Origin of the sequence: Pedobacter westerhofensis (assembly GCF_900182595.1) — a bacterium.
Lineage (GTDB): Bacteria > Bacteroidota > Bacteroidia > Sphingobacteriales > Sphingobacteriaceae > Pedobacter > Pedobacter westerhofensis.
Map to the genome: position 1 here is coordinate 56481 of NZ_FXTN01000014.1, position 14770 is coordinate 71250.

The window sequence follows — 14770 nt, forward strand, 5'->3', positions numbered from 1 at the left end:
CCACTAGCTGAAGAGCTTTAACAGATCAGTTTTGGTCAGTGATTTCAGCATCGAACCATCGGTCTGGATCAGGTCACTGACCAGTTCTTTTTTGGTTTCCTGCAGCTTCATGATTTTTTCCTCTATTGTATCCGGGCAGATCAGCCTTACAGCCACTACGTTCTTCTTCTGGCCGATGCGGTAACAGCGGTCTATGGCCTGGTTTTCTGCCGCGGGGTTCCACCAGGGATCAACCAGGTAAACATAATCAGCTTCGGTAAGATTAAGCCCTGTGCCACCGGCTTTGAGGCTGATCAGGAAAACGCGCACATCCGCATTATTCTGGAAATTCTCTACCCTGCGCTCCCTGTTTTTAGTCTGTCCTGTCAGGTATTCAAAGCCAATATCCCTGGCTTTCAGCTCTTTTCTGATCAGGTCCAGCATCGATACAAATTGTGAGAAAACCAGGATCTTGTGCTGCGGCGAATGGCTCTCAATTTCTTCCATCAGGGTATCAATCTTCGATGAAGAAATTCCGTGCAGCAGATTATCGCCCAGCAGGGAGGGGGAGTTACAAATCTGCCTCAGCTGCGTAAGGCCTTTTAGCACATGCAGTGTATGTTTTGGCAGGTCTTCTTCCTTTTCGCCCATCAGGTAACGCACATACTCATTTTTGCAGGCATCATAGGCAGTTTTTTGCTCAGTGCCCATTTCGCAGTAGATTACCATTTCTGTTTTATCAGGCAGCTCTCCGGCCACCTCTTTTTTTGTGCGGCGAAGGATAAAAGGACTCACCTTATTTTTCAGTGCAATTGCCCTCGTATTATCTTTAAATTTATCAATTGGTGTAGAGTATTGATCCCTGAAAAACTGTTTGCTGCCCAGCAGGCCGGGGCAGGCAAAAGAAAGCTGACCATACAGGTCGAAGGTATTGTTTTCTATAGGTGTGCCCGTCATGGTAATCTTGTTGCGCGACTGCAGGAGCCGTACAGCATTGTAACGCAGCGAATCAGGGTTTTTTATTGTTTGCGATTCATCAAGAAAGATATAATTGAAATGATACTTTTTGAGCCAGCCAATATCATACAGCAATGTTCCATATGAAGTAAGTATCACCTCATACTCATTAAAAACAGTTATATCTTTGATCCTGTCGGCACCATAAATGGTATACAGCTTCAAATCCGGTGCAAATTTAGCAATTTCGGCCTGCCAGTTAAAGATCAGGGTAGTGGGCACCACCACAAGATTTGTATTCTGGTATCCTTTGTCCCGCTGCGACAATATGAATGCGATGATCTGGATAGTTTTGCCCAGTCCCATATCATCTGCAAGACATCCGCCAAAGCCAAACTCGTCCAGGAAATTCAGCCAGTTGAGCCCCTCTTTCTGGTAATCGCGCAGTTCTGCATTCAGCGCGGCCGGAACATCCAGCTGCCCGATCTCTTTGAAATTCCTGATCCTGTCTTTATAGGCAGACAATTCCATTCTTACTTCGGCAGGCAATACTTCCTTCTCATATAATTCGGCAATGCCGGAGAAATTTACTTTTGGTGTGCGCAGGTTATCCTCCACAACTTCTCCCGCATTAAAATAAGCCGTAAACTTATCAATCCATTCCTGCGGAAGGATACCCATCGTACCATCCCCAAGCTTGATGAATTTATTCTTGTTCCTGATCGATTTATGTAAATGCTTCAGCGAAACTTTCTGACTGCCAAACTTTACTTCAAATGTACTGTCAAACCAGTTGAGGCCACTTTTGACGGCAATGGTAATTTTAACCGGATTGGGATTGATATGGTTTCCCTTCAACTCATTAAATCCCAGTACAGTAATTTGTTCTGACCGCCATTCCTCAAATACAGACAAAAACCAGCCCTCGTCCAGAAAACGTTTTTTATGGAGATACAATTCCTGCCCGTCCAGCTGTTCAGAAAAATGCGGATGCTGGCGCGTCAGCATTGTGATAAACCGCAGCTCATCATCTTTATGCCGGGCCACGGAAAACACATTACCGGACTGGTCCGTGGCATAGATTTGCTTGCGGGACAATACAGGGACTTCTACTTTACCATATTTCATCACGGGAGTGATCAAAACATAGTTCTCCGAATCAGAGAGGTAAATGATTTTTTCTACAGAATGATCAAAATCACGCTCGTCCAGCTGTTCTGGTGTAGCAGGTTTGAGGTAGGAGTAGGTTACATTGATCCGGTTTTCCAGTTTAGATATAATGTCATCCTGGAAAACACTGAACTTTGATTCATGGATCACCAGGTGATTGTTGTGCTGCCTGAAAAACGCTATGATTTTTAACAGATCCGCCTGATCAATCAGGTGCATCACGCCCTGGTAAAACAAAAAGTATTTATACCTGATATTAAGCATGTTCAGATCGTATGCCTTGCCCTCCAGAATTACCTCGGCCGTAATCGTATAAAAGCTCTTTTTTAAAGAAACGTACAGGTTAATTTCAATCTTCTGATTTCTTAGCCTCACCGGAAGAACAGAACTGACTGTGAGGTTGGGTGAAATCGTTGCATCATGATAATAGGCAGCAAGCTGCAGCGGATTTTTGAGCAGCGCCTTTAATCCTTCAATTTCAGTTTCAGGTTTTTCGGCTTCATAATTTTGCTGAAACCTGGAGATGGCAGTATAAAATTTAAGCTCATCTATATTGTCGGTAGTCCAGAGGAAATCCATTGGGTTCAATGGCCTGAGCGGGTTCCTTAACTTCCCGCTGCTGGTAATGGTACATTCCATCAAATCTGCCTGGAAGTGGTTATAATAACGGTGTTGTTTCAGTACCAGTATTTTGCTCAGTCTTTCATCACCCTGTCTGAGCCAGGGTGCAATCCGGCCGGGCAGGAGCATGTCCTTGAGATGTGCATTCTTTTCTCTGGTAACCGGCAGCAGGTCTTTAACCAAGCAGATGATGCTGTATTTTTTATTTTCATATTCCAGGCCAAAGAAATTCTCCAGCTCCTCCTCATTCTCCAGTCCGTAAGCGCCGGCAAATGCTTTTATTTTTTCCAGCCGCAGCTCCTCATCAAAAAATATACGGATTTCCTGTCTGCCCATCACGTTGAACAAGGCCCGTACCTGGTGTTCGCACAGCTTGTTTTTATCGGCGGCACACCTGCATGAAAGGATAAGGGTATCCTGGTTTTGCCGGATGTTCAGCTGTGGAAATTGAATGGGGCTGCCGGTTTCAGTAAAAGAGGCGAAATCTACGGAAATATTTTCTGGCTGGAGTTCCAGATAGCCTTTAACGCCAGAATCAATAGGGCCGGCACTGTGTCTTAAAATTTCAACAGCACTTAACTTGCTGATTTTAAAATTTTTCCAGATAAAAGTATCAGGATTTCGTTTTGCGGATTCATGTTGATTTGGCTTGTTCGGCATAGCTCGGCATCTAAGATAAGCCTTTCTGCCGAGGCCTCACATCGGAAGAAGAATAATATTTTAAAATAAATTCTACTATTTCAGTAGACATTATTATATTTGCTGTCAGTCGGGAATTTAAAGATTGTTGCTTTGTTGTAAACAGGTTTGTTGATCAACTTTCTTTTAATTCTTTTAAATAGTCATGTGGCCGAGTGGTTAGGTATGGGTCTGCAAAACCTTTAACGGCGGTTCGATTCCGTCCATGACGTCAGCTGTCAGCAATGACGCTTACTTATTAGATTTTTGGTTAGATCTAAGTTTTGTTTTGTTCATACCCCAGGCCGGATAGTCTGGGGTATTTTTTTTGGCGGGGCATAATAAATACTCGCCATTTCGTGTAGATAATCGTTCGTTCGTGTAGGTAATCGGGCTGTTGGTGTAATATTATTTGATAAATGGTATTACTTGGCTAGGTTTACCATCAAGCTAGGTTTCAGCAAGTTTAAATTTTCATCACTTGTCATAAATTTCGCTCTCAAATTGGTGTGTTTGATATACTGGAGGGGATAACAATCCCCTTCAGCTATATGTTTCTCCTGCCCGCGATAACAGATCCCTTTTCTAACCAAAGAAAATTATTGAGTACATTCTTGTATATTGCGTCAGACATCCATAGAAGATGAAGAATATACTAAAATGTGTAATAATTGATGATGAGCAGCACGCGATTGATCTTTTAACCGATTATGTTGCTGAACTTCCCTCGCTCTCCCTCTATAAAACTTTCAGAAGCCCGCTGCTTGCGCTGGATAATATCTCTGCCGAAGATGATATTGATATTGTTTTCCTGGATATCAATATGCCTGGCATCTCAGGTATCGAATTGGCAAGATCATTACGGAACAAAACTAAAAAGCTGATTTTTATTACAGCACATAGCCAATATGCGCTGGATGCTTTCGATGTAAGGGCAGATCACTACCTGCTTAAACCAATCAGGCTGAACAAATTTGCCGATATGGTAGCAGAGATTGCCAGCAGCTTAGTGGTATCAAAACCGGCAGCAGCTGGCGAAACGGCCTTGCCGGCAGATTTCTTTTTTATCAAGGGCGATGAAAAAAGCAAGATCAGGATCAACATCGGCGATATCGTGCTGGTTGAGGGCTTAAAGAACTATATCACTATCTATACAAAAAACGAGAAGTTCACTACCTATCTGACCATGACCGAGGTAGAACAGGCACTGGAAGCCGATGGAAGGTTTATGCGCGTGCATAAATCCTTCATCATCAAAATGGAGGAGATCCGGAAAATCACCGGGAATACCATTTATCTCAACAATGAGAAGGAAATCATTTTAGGCGGTTCCTATAAGGACATGTTTAATGCTTACCTGAGTGAGTATTCTCTGAAGACCGGACGTAGATAGGTACAGATGCTGCATAAATTGTCAAAAATTCTGAGCTTGTACAGAGTGCACATTTTATCATGGAGCATTTACATTGTCTATGAAATGATCGTGGTAGCAGTGATCAGCAAACTCACAGGCTCTGTAACTGCCTATGTTGTCCATTATATCTTTAACATTTTTCTCTTTTATATCCATGCTTATACGGTGCTGCCAAGGGTTTTCAAAAAAAGGGCACAGGTATTCTGGAGACTTCCGCTTACCATTATCGTAGAAGTTGCGGTCTACTTTGTTATTGTATATTTTGTAGATTACATTCTGCTCCGGTACTTGCATCTCATGCCTGAGATCAGCCTTACCATCGATACACTCTTTATTGTCAAAGCTATTTACAGGGCAGTTTATTTTATCGGAGTTTCTACAGGATATTATTTCCTGATTACTTTTATCAAAGAGCGTACGCTAAACGAAAAACTGGAGAAACAAAAGCTGATTGATATCATTGATCAGCAAAAGGTGAAGAATGAATTGAATGTTGCTGTTAATGCTTACCTGAAAGCACAGATCAATCCACATTTCTTATTCAATACCCTGAGCTTTATTTATAATAATATAAGAAAAACCTCCCCAAAAGCTGCCGAGGCGATTATCACTTTATCAGACATGATGCGGTATGCCATTGAATCAGAAAATTCTGAAGGCCTGGTATTGCTCTCTGAAGAAGTAGAACAACTCAGAAATTTAATCCTGCTGCACCAGATCAGGCAGGATGATACCCTTTACCTCAGGCTTGAATACAGCCCGGGAACTTCCCAAACTACCTTTATTCCACTGGTGCTGCTCACCCTTGCAGAGAATATATTTAAACATGGTAACCTGAGCAGGGCATCCCGTCCGGCTACGATCTCCGTCAGGATTACCCAGGCCAATCTTCAGATTACAACAGCAAACCTGATCAATGAAGGAAAAGGTGAAATCAGCCATCACCTTGGACTGGAAAATATCAGGCAGCGGCTCTTGCATACTTATGGAGAAAAATCCAGCATTATATATTCTACAGACACTGATCATTATTTTCATGTAAATGTTACGTTGAGCTATCATTGATCTTCCTACGGTAATTTGTAGTAAATAATTACCATCAATCCACTGGTTTGTAATGGTGTTGTCTGTTTTAAAAGACTTATATCCTTATTTTATTTTGTATTTATCATATATAGATGTATTATATTGTGGCTTTATGCTTTTGTTGACATTTTTGGCATTATCTCTCTACAACAGCCCTGTTTTGGTATGTGGTTTGTAAACTTTCAGGTATCTAACTTGAAAAACAAAATTATGAGCACAAACGACTTCAATTACCAGCTTTACAGTTATAAGGACTCCTTACATGCATTTGCGATCTCGTTTACTCGGGATGTTGAAGACGCAAACGACCTGGTGCAGGATACCATGTTAAAGGCCATTAATTATTCTACACATTTTAAAGAAGGGACTAATTTTAAGGCCTGGCTTTACACCATCATGAAAAACACTTTCATCAATAATTACAGAAGGGCCACCAAAACTAATTCTATCATGACTGTAACTGATGAGATCACTTCAGACAAACTGCACTACAGTGCCAGTGTTAATGATAGTGATGGTAAATTTGTAATGGAAGATATTTATAAAGCGCTTGCAAAATTACAGCCTGAATACTATGTGCCTTTTCTGAAATACTTTGAAGGCTTTAAATACTATGAAATTGCAGAACAACTGGATATTCCAATTGGAACTGTTAAAACAAGAATACATGTTGCCAGGCAACTGCTCAAAAAAAGCCTGAAAATGCATTATCAAAATTTTCTGCCAAAGGTAGCTTAGTCATCGCTTTAGCTATCAAAAGATGATCAGTGCTGATTATATTGTTTAATTTGACTACCATTGTGTATTCATTTTTACTAAATCACGCCACCTGAATGTATATTACAAGACTAGATGCACACCATAAATTGCTGATCTCTCTTGTTGCAGCACTGATCATCTTCTTTTCTGTCCACACCAAAGTTTCTCTCAATACCAGTCTTGTGATCACCTGGATTACCTATGCATCCTTCATGCTGGGACTCTACTGGTCGACCATTTTTACTGTTCATCCGCTGGAAATGAAAAAGGTGGCAAAGATGCAGGACAGCAACCGTACCCTGATATTTATGTTTGTGCTGGCTGCTGCCGTAGCGAGCCTCTTTGTAGTAGTACTTTTGTTAAGTTCTACAAAACAGTTGACCGGGGTAGAACTGTCACTTCATGTTTTTCTGTCTGTTGCTGCCGTAGTTTGTTCATGGGCTTTGGTACACACGATATTTGTATTCCGGTACGCACACCTGTATTATGAAAATGCACCTGTAAAAAATGAGGGGGCAGACTCAAAATATGTAGAAGGACTGGAATTTCCGGAAGAGAAGGAACCGGATTATCTCGATTTTAGTTACTTTTCATTTGTGATCGGTATGACCTTCCAGGTATCGGATGTTGAGATCAGCTCTAAACGTATCCGCCGTCTGGCTTTAATGCACAGTCTGGTTTCCTTTGCTTTCAACACCGTTATAGTTGCCCTAAGCATCAACATCATCTCAGGACTGATCACCAAATAAATCTTACCGGGCGCGTTTTTACTTTCTGCGTATCCGGGCAGTATGGTCTGTGCCGAACAGTTCAATCATCAGCAAAACAGCTCCCTCACTGAGGGATTCAAAATCTACTTCTTCCAGATCGGACAGTGCCAGCCCATCCCGCATATGCAGTAAGCGGTGCTCTACCTCAAATGCGCCCGAAATCACAAAACTCAGCAATCTGCTATGTTTGTTCCGTAAGCGGTACATTCCTTCACTTCTGCCTTTAAAACGACCAATGTTTACACAAAAGGTGGTTACAGGAGCACAAAGCCTGATCAGCTGATTATCCTCCGCATCCAGATCAAATTGATACAAGGCTGAAAGGTCAAGGTTTTTCTCGGTTTTAACGCACAACAGCAAATAATTTATCGTATCGTTGAGAAAAGGGTTTGATAGCGTAACTGCCGATTTTCTGGGCAGGCTGATGATCCTGAGTTCACCCACGTTTACCGTAAACTGATCTGTCACAGTACTGCTGAAATCAAGGTCGCCCGTAATTGGAAGTAAAACCATATAAGAGGCCTGCCTGATTTGTATGGTTACTGATCCTCCTCCAGCAAGTTCCTCATCGTTCAGGACAAAGAGTTTGGAAAGATTGAATTTGTGCGTGTTTTCATGAGCCCCGTAACTCAATGTACTGAATGACCGGTGTACGTCTGACTGGCGTATCCTACGCTGATCAGAGAGGAATATTTTTGCAGGTACTTGCCTGATCATGGGATAATCTTTAATGAATTTATGGACAGAAAGGGGACCAGCTTTACGAGGTCCGTCAGCTCCGGCTGTTTGGCATCTTTTTGTGAGACCAGCAGGTAACTGCCGATGGAGTCATGCCATATCAGTGGTTCCGAATAAAAATTGATGGCTACCTGATGGGCAGAGCGCTGCGTGATATCCGAATTGATAATTTCAAAATGAAAACTCTTAAAATTCAGGAATTTATTTCCCAGGATATTATAGATATCAGGTATCCTTTCATTGAGCTGCTGCAAATATTCGATACAGGCGGCGCTGACCAGGAAATGAAGGCGCTCCGCATCTGGGACGTGCAGGACGAGCTGCGCAAGAGAAGTATATTTCTTTTCCTGGTTGTAATATTGCGCCTGCATCAGGAATTCGGTATAGGTATCATTGAAAACCAGCTGTTCCCAGATACCTGCGGCATTCGCGTCGATGATCTTGCGGTAGCAGAGGTTAATAATCCGTGTGGCCATTTCCTTCTTATGCTGGTACGCTAATGTTCATAGTTAAGGCAAATCCTGCCGTAGTGCTGCCTGTAACTGTTGCAACTTCAATCCCGGCAGTATCATCACTGAATACATTATCCTTTGCATTATAGGTGTAGCCGGTCATTCCCTTGGCATAGCCGTTTACTGCCAGGACAGCGCTGCCCGTAACTTCCGGAAATGCGATCTGTGTAACCTTTAGCGAGGTGCCGGAAGCATTATAAACATGCACATGGATATGTGTTGCCCTGCCGCTGTACCAGCCAGGGAAAATTGAGGTAAAGGTGACCAGTCCGTTTGCATCCGTAGTTTGTCTTCCGCGCAGGAAATGAAGGCTCTGGTAGTCGGTACTCTGCATGCCGCTTCCTCCATATTCGGAGTAATTTCCTTCTGCGTCGCAATGCCAGATATCTACGATGGCGCCTGATATTGCTGCGCAGTTACTGTTACTGTTGCCGATGGTGATTTTAATTGAAAGTGCATAACCTGTCCGCCCGTTAGTGATGTCAGGCCGTACGTAGGATGCCGGGACTTTTGTTGGAAAGGGCCCCTCTGTTTCTGTAGGCGCCAGGTTACATCCTGATGCTGATCCTGATGCACCGGTGCCTGGTGTGCCCGATGTTGTGGCGGTATCCGTTGTGCCCTCGACTTTAGAACAGGCATCAATAATAATAGGTGCAGAGAATGCACCGATCATCAAACTCCTTAAAAATTTTTTTCTTTCCATGTTATCCCTGCGTTTATAAGATTTAAATATAGGATGCTGCTGCAGGTACAGGAGGCAGGTATCGGTTGATAGTGTAATTGTACCGATAAATTATAAAAAGATTAATGAAGCCCTTTTTGAATTAGGGAAAACCATTTACCCGAAGCAGTGTTAAAATGTTGGAATTTAAAAACACATCCTATGACTAACATTCAAAATATCGCATTATTGAGTTGCATTTCACTTTCCATGGCAGCCTGCAGCCCATCAGCATCAGACAAGAAAGATGGAACTACTACATTATCGGCAGACACAGCTATCAGTACAGTTGATAAAGACCAGGCAAAGAATGATTCTTCAAGTCTGCAGCCTGCAGAAACAGGATTTATCCAGCAGGCAGCGGTTGGTGGTTTAATGGAAGTTGAAATGGGAAACCTGACCACACAGAAAAGTAAAAGCCCCAAAGTTCTGGCCTTTGCAAAAAGAATGATCACTGATCATACCGCTGCAAACAAAGAGCTTCAGCAGATTGCTGAAAGCCTTGGGGTAAAAGTTCCGGAGGCACTTCCATCTGAAGAGCAAAGCCATTTGGCGATGATGAGACAATCAGAAGCAAATGAATACGATCAGAGTTATATGGATATGATGGTGAAGGACCATGCTAAAACCATAGACCTGTTTAATGGGGCAACAAAATTTAAAAATGACAAACTGCGTGCTTTTGCGCAGAAAACGCTTCCGGTATTACAGCAGCATAATCAGATGGCTATCGGTATAGACTCTGTCATCATGGTGAAAAAACCTGACAACAGGGGAGATGACCTGCCTAATGTAGATAAAAAGCATAAAAATTAATCTTTTTGCGATTGAAAGTCCGGTTTAAGCCGGACTTTTCTTTTAGAGGCCTGTCTAGTCTTTTGATTTTTTTGATGCAGAAGATTTTCCTCTTCCTTTTGTAACATTTTAGTATTAATCAATTATGATTAACTATTTTTTAATGTGTTTTTAATCCATTTTTAATCTGGCATACCGCTCTGTCCTGTTTAACCTGCTTTTTGTCAATAAAACACCATAAAAAGGTAAGTTATTGCTGTTAACTTCTTGTTAATATTGGCTTAATACATGAACTTTACTTTCGTACCGTTTTCAATAAAGGAAACTGAGTTATTAAAAACTACGAATGAAAAAACAACTACTTTTAATTTTATTAATGCTTACAACTGTGTGGACCAGCAATGCTGTGTTTGCTCAGGGAGTAACTACTGCATCCGTAAACGGTGTGGTTACAGACGGGAAAGCGCCCATCCCGGGCGCAACGGTGGTCCTCACACATGTGCCAACCGGTACGGTTTACACGGCTACCACAAGAGCCAACGGCCGTTACAACTTAATTAACGTTAAAGTTGGCGGACCTTATGTATTGAAAATAACTTATGTAGGATTCAATGCCTATGTAAGAGAGAATTTTAGCTTATCTATTGGTCAGGATGAGGCAATCAACGCCCAACTGTCAGACAGTGCTACAGACCTTAAACAGGTAAATGTTGTAGGCCAGCAGGGTAAAGTGATCAACTCATCCCGCACAGGTGCCAGAGAGACAATCACAAGAGCCCAGATTGATGCTTTGCCAACAATCAACAGGTCTTTATCTGATTTTACTAAACTGACGCCCTCTGCAAGTTCTACCAGTGCAATGAGCTTTGGCGGACGAAGCAGCACATTCAACAACATCACGGTGGATGGTGCTTTGTTTAACAACTCTTTTGGTTTGTCGGGCACATTGGGCGGACAGGCAAGTTCACAGCCTATTTCATTGGATGCGATTGATCAGATCCAGGTTGATCTTGCACCGTATGATGTTCGTCAGGGTTTCTTTACAGGTGCAGGTGTGAATACTGTCATCAAATCAGGTACGAATGAGATTAAAGGATCAGTTTATTATTACGGACGTGGTACAGGTTTGACAGGTTACAATGCCGGTACTACCAAAATCACAAAAATTCCTTTTGATTATAACTCACGTGGAGTAAGCCTTGGCGGCCCGATTATCAAAAACAAATTGTTCTTCTTTGTTTCCGGTGAGCAGGAGCGGATCAGCAATCCGGCATCTACATTTGTTGCTGCCAGAGATGGTGTGAGTGGTGCAAACGTTTCTCAGGCACAGGCCTCAACACTTGAAGCAATCGCTACTACCCTGAAAACCAAATATGGCTATGATCCCGGTGCATATGAGAACTTCTCTTACAAAACACAAAGTGACAAGATCACCGTTAAGTTAGACTGGAACATCAATAAAAACAATACTTTAAGTGCTAAATACTTTTACCTGAAATCATTTAAAGACCAGCCTGCAAGTAATTCAGGAATCACCAATGCTGGTGTAGGTTACGGATCAACCCGTGCGCCGGGAGTGAACACCTTGCCATTTGCAGGTTCAGGTTATACGATCAATAACAATTTTAACATCGGTATGCTGGAATTAAACAGTAAGATCAGCAATACCATCTCCAATAAACTGACTGCAGGATATTCTGCCCTGCGCGATTTCCGTTCTTCGCTTTCGGGTTCAAATGTGCCGATGGTTGATATAGGTAACGGAACCTCAAGTGCTACAGGTGCAGTACTTACTGCTGCCAACCAAACCATGACCAGTTTTGGTTATGAATTGTACACTGCCGGTAACTTGCTTTCATCCAACATCGGCCAGCTGTCAGACGACTTAACAGTTTTTGCAGGCAAACATGAGTTTACATTTGGTACCAGCAACCAGTCGCAGAGCTTTACCAATGGTTTTGCTCCTGACTACAATGGCTTATATACCTATAACTCGGCTTCAGATTTCATCAACGGTTTGCCGGCTGCTGCTTATACGTACCGTAATGCGGCTGACGGTGGCAATTTGCCGTTGGCTAAAATCAAATCTTACAATTTTAGCTTATATGCACAGGACAAATACCGCGTAACGCCAAACTTTGTACTTACTTACGGTTTAAGAGCTGACTATAATTACTATCCAACAGACCTTGCTGCCAATCCCAATGCAGCAGCTTTAACATTCCAGGGCGGTACTCAGGTTGACGTGTCAAAACTGCCTAAAAGCAGAATCCAAATGTCGCCGCGTGCCGGTTTCAACTGGGACGTAAATGGTGATCACAGCACTCAGATCCGCGGTGGTTCTGGTTTGTTCTCCGGCCTTACTCCATTTGTATGGATCTCTAACCAGGCCTCTAACGGCGGAACATTGTTCAGCTCAGGTACCGTTACCAAAGCTGCATCGCCCAATGATCCGCGTTTGATCTACAATCCAAATGTGGATGCCAACCGTCCAACCGGGGCCGTTGCTGCCAATACCTCCTATGAACTGGACGTAACTGATCCAAACCTTAAACTGCCAAAGATCTGGAGAACAAACGTTGCCATCGATCAGCAGTTGCCATTTGGTATTATTGGTACCATCGAGGCTGCCTCCACCAAAGATATCAATGCAATCTATACCAAAAACTTAGTGGTTTCTGACGGATATGTTACTTTGCCGGGAACGGAAGGGCAGATTCGTTACAACAGTGCCAACACTACAATTAACAGTTCGCCTGCCAGTGCTGCAAACCCTACAATTACGGGCTTATATTACCTGACCAATACAAATAAAGGTTACTCTTATTTTGTTACCGGTCAGCTCCAAAAGAGTTTCCTCGGTGGTTTCTATGCCAATGTTGCCTATACACATACTGTATCTAAAGACGTGAACGACGGCGGTTCAACTGCCAGTTCAATCTGGAGCGGAAGACCTGTTTCAGGAGATCCAAACGGTAATGTTTTATCTAATAGTACTTATGTAATGCCAAACCGTTTTATCGCTTCCCTGGCTTACAGAAAAGAATACAGTAAAAACTATGCTACTTCAGTTGGAATATTCTTTGAAGCTTCAAACAATGGTGCAGTTTCTTACATCGTAGGAAATGGTGGAACAGGTATCGGAGATATCAACCGTGATGGTGCAACGAACGACCTTATGTATATCCCAAGAAATCAGGGTGACATCATTCTGGTTCCTGACTTTACAGCATCCGGAACAGCGCTGGGTGATACAAGGACACCAGCTCAACTGTGGAACCAGCTGAATGCTTACATCAATCAGGACAAATACCTGAGCGAGCACAGAGGCGAATTTGCAAAAAGAAATACTGCAATCTTACCTTACTTTAAACGTGCGGATTTAAATATTACACAAGACTTCTTTGTGAAATCCGGTAAAAACAGAACAACAAGAAATACCATTCGTGTTGAATTTAACATGATCAACGTGGGCAACTTCCTGAACAAGAACTGGGGCACATATCAAACTACGTACAGCGGTATTAATACTGGTGCTGTTGCGCTCCTTACTTACAAAGGTCTTGATGCTACCACCGGAAGGCCAACTTATTCTTTTCCTTACCTGGACAAAAACAACTTAATCCCGGTAACTCAATCTTCTAAAGTAAATACTGACCAGATCTCGCGCTGGCAGGCACAAATTGGTGTAAGATATATCTTCAACTAATACCGGTGTAAACTGATGCTGAAAGCAGGCTGTCCAACAAGGATGGCCTGCTTTTTTTTTGCTTTGTTTCCGCAGCGTAAGAATACGTTTCAGTAGTATAAAATGCCATATTCTATATGCAATAATGACAAAGTTATACAGTGATTTTGGGGACAATTGGCTAAGTTTACGATTATAAAATAACCTATAGATAAAATACTATGGAATATCCAGAACCTAAAATCATTTTTTTTGACATTGGCGGAGTACTGTTAACCAATGGATGGGGCAACGACTCCCGTAAACTGGCGGCAAAAAAGTTTAACCTGGATTATGACGAGCTGAACACGCTCCATAATTATATTTTTAACGTCTTTGAGATCGGTAACATCACGCTGGACGAATATCTGGATACTGTCGTATTTAATCACCCAAGAGAATTCACAAGAGAAGACTTTAAGGAATTTGTATTTTCCAGATCAGTTGAATTGCCCGGTTTACTGCAATGGTTGAAAGAATGGAAAAAGGAAAGCGGTTTCAGGATCATCTCAATAAATAACGAAGGCAAGGAACTGAATACCTACAGAGTAAAGAAATTTAAGCTCCATGAATGTTTTGACGCCTTTGTATCCTCATGTGATGTAAAGATGCGTAAGCCCGACCCTAATATATTTACGCTGGCATTAGGGATTGCACAGGCCAGGCCGCAGCAATGTTATTATTTTGATGACAGGATTTTCCAGGTCGAAACTGCAAAAAGGATGGGAATGCATGCTTTTCACCATACCAGTTTCGAAGAAACAAAAGCTATTCTGGAAAATATTTCTATCGAAGCAGCAAAGTCGTAATTTTATACAGGAGAAGGTTAAGGGACTTTACCAC

Annotated in this window: 11 protein-coding genes and 1 tRNA gene; 8 read left to right on the forward strand and 4 right to left on the reverse strand. The window is 42.3% G+C overall.

Annotated features, from left to right (window positions below; translation table 11 throughout):
* Positions 1 to 3: 3 nt before the first annotated feature.
* Positions 4 to 3387 carry a DEAD/DEAH box helicase gene (locus FN831_RS23735; RefSeq protein WP_142530705.1) on the reverse strand — a complete coding sequence of 1128 codons (3384 nt, stop codon included), beginning with the start codon at positions 3385 to 3387 and terminating at the stop codon, positions 4 to 6.
* 180 nt (positions 3388 to 3567) lie between these two features.
* Between FN831_RS23735 and FN831_RS23740 the strand changes: the two genes are divergently transcribed.
* The 5 genes from FN831_RS23740 to FN831_RS23760 all read left to right on the forward strand — a co-directional run bounded on the left by FN831_RS23740 (position 3568) and on the right by FN831_RS23760 (position 7413).
* Positions 3568 to 3638: transfer RNA gene (locus tag FN831_RS23740), tRNA-Cys, on the forward strand.
* Positions 3639 to 4048: 410 nt separating this feature from the next.
* Positions 4049 to 4798 (forward strand): LytR/AlgR family response regulator transcription factor, encoded by a 750-nt coding sequence (locus tag FN831_RS23745; RefSeq protein ID WP_142530706.1) that lies wholly within the window; start codon positions 4049 to 4051, stop codon positions 4796 to 4798.
* 45 nt (positions 4799 to 4843) lie between these two features.
* The gene (locus tag FN831_RS23750) at positions 4844 to 5884 is read left to right on the forward strand and encodes a sensor histidine kinase (RefSeq protein ID WP_246101741.1); all 1041 of its coding nucleotides are present in this window, start codon (positions 4844 to 4846) and stop codon (positions 5882 to 5884) included.
* Positions 5885 to 6115: 231 nt separating this feature from the next.
* Positions 6116 to 6643: an RNA polymerase sigma factor gene (locus FN831_RS23755; RefSeq protein WP_142530708.1), complete on the forward strand. Its 528-nt coding sequence runs from the start codon at positions 6116 to 6118 to the stop codon at positions 6641 to 6643.
* A gap of 95 nt (positions 6644 to 6738) precedes the next feature.
* The gene (locus tag FN831_RS23760; RefSeq protein WP_142530709.1) at positions 6739 to 7413 is read left to right on the forward strand and encodes a DUF1345 domain-containing protein; all 675 of its coding nucleotides are present in this window, start codon (positions 6739 to 6741) and stop codon (positions 7411 to 7413) included.
* An 18-nt stretch (positions 7414 to 7431) separates the two neighbouring features.
* Here the strand turns inward: FN831_RS23760 and FN831_RS23765 are convergent, their stop codons facing one another.
* The 3 genes from FN831_RS23765 to FN831_RS23775 are packed head-to-tail and all read right to left on the reverse strand — an operon-like array spanning position 7432 to position 9387.
* Complete coding sequence (locus FN831_RS23765) at positions 7432 to 8151, reverse strand: pirin family protein (RefSeq protein WP_142530710.1); 720 nt, start codon at positions 8149 to 8151, stop codon at positions 7432 to 7434.
* Complete coding sequence (locus tag FN831_RS23770; protein ID WP_142530711.1) at positions 8148 to 8648, reverse strand: hypothetical protein; 501 nt, start codon at positions 8646 to 8648, stop codon at positions 8148 to 8150. The genes FN831_RS23765 and FN831_RS23770 overlap by 4 nt, the downstream gene beginning before the upstream one ends.
* A gap of 7 nt (positions 8649 to 8655) precedes the next feature.
* Positions 8656 to 9387, reverse strand: a complete 732-nt coding sequence (locus FN831_RS23775) for a dioxygenase family protein (protein WP_142530712.1) — start codon at positions 9385 to 9387, stop codon at positions 8656 to 8658.
* A 180-nt stretch (positions 9388 to 9567) separates the two neighbouring features.
* On the opposite strand from FN831_RS23775, the gene FN831_RS23780 reads away from it, so the two are divergent.
* The 3 genes from FN831_RS23780 to FN831_RS23790 all read left to right on the forward strand — a co-directional run bounded on the left by FN831_RS23780 (position 9568) and on the right by FN831_RS23790 (position 14736).
* Positions 9568 to 10221, forward strand: a complete 654-nt coding sequence (locus FN831_RS23780; protein WP_142530713.1) for a DUF4142 domain-containing protein — start codon at positions 9568 to 9570, stop codon at positions 10219 to 10221.
* 325 nt (positions 10222 to 10546) lie between these two features.
* Positions 10547 to 13909, forward strand: coding sequence for a TonB-dependent receptor (locus FN831_RS23785; protein WP_142530714.1), 3363 nt, complete (start codon positions 10547 to 10549; stop codon positions 13907 to 13909).
* Positions 13910 to 14109: 200 nt separating this feature from the next.
* A complete protein-coding gene (locus FN831_RS23790; protein ID WP_142530715.1) occupies positions 14110 to 14736 on the forward strand; it encodes an HAD family hydrolase in 627 nt (208 codons plus the stop codon).
* The last annotated feature ends 34 nt before the right edge of the window (positions 14737 to 14770 follow it).

Excerpts from the sequence above, each read along its gene's own strand:
- FN831_RS23735 (WP_142530705.1), bottom strand. The coding sequence starts at position 3,387 with ATGCCGAACAAGCCAAATCAACATGAATCCGCAAAACGAAATCCTGAT.
- FN831_RS23745 (WP_142530706.1), top strand. The coding sequence starts at position 4,049 with ATGAAGAATATACTAAAATGTGTAATAATTGATGATGAGCAGCACGCG.
- FN831_RS23755 (WP_142530708.1), top strand. The coding sequence starts at position 6,116 with ATGAGCACAAACGACTTCAATTACCAGCTTTACAGTTATAAGGACTCC.
- FN831_RS23760 (WP_142530709.1), top strand. The coding sequence starts at position 6,739 with ATGTATATTACAAGACTAGATGCACACCATAAATTGCTGATCTCTCTT.
- FN831_RS23765 (WP_142530710.1), bottom strand. The coding sequence starts at position 8,151 with ATGATCAGGCAAGTACCTGCAAAAATATTCCTCTCTGATCAGCGTAGG.
- FN831_RS23770 (WP_142530711.1), bottom strand. The coding sequence starts at position 8,648 with ATGGCCACACGGATTATTAACCTCTGCTACCGCAAGATCATCGACGCG.
- FN831_RS23775 (WP_142530712.1), bottom strand. The coding sequence starts at position 9,387 with ATGGAAAGAAAAAAATTTTTAAGGAGTTTGATGATCGGTGCATTCTCT.
- FN831_RS23780 (WP_142530713.1), top strand. The coding sequence starts at position 9,568 with ATGACTAACATTCAAAATATCGCATTATTGAGTTGCATTTCACTTTCC.
- FN831_RS23785 (WP_142530714.1), top strand. The coding sequence starts at position 10,547 with ATGAAAAAACAACTACTTTTAATTTTATTAATGCTTACAACTGTGTGG.
- FN831_RS23790 (WP_142530715.1), top strand. The coding sequence starts at position 14,110 with ATGGAATATCCAGAACCTAAAATCATTTTTTTTGACATTGGCGGAGTA.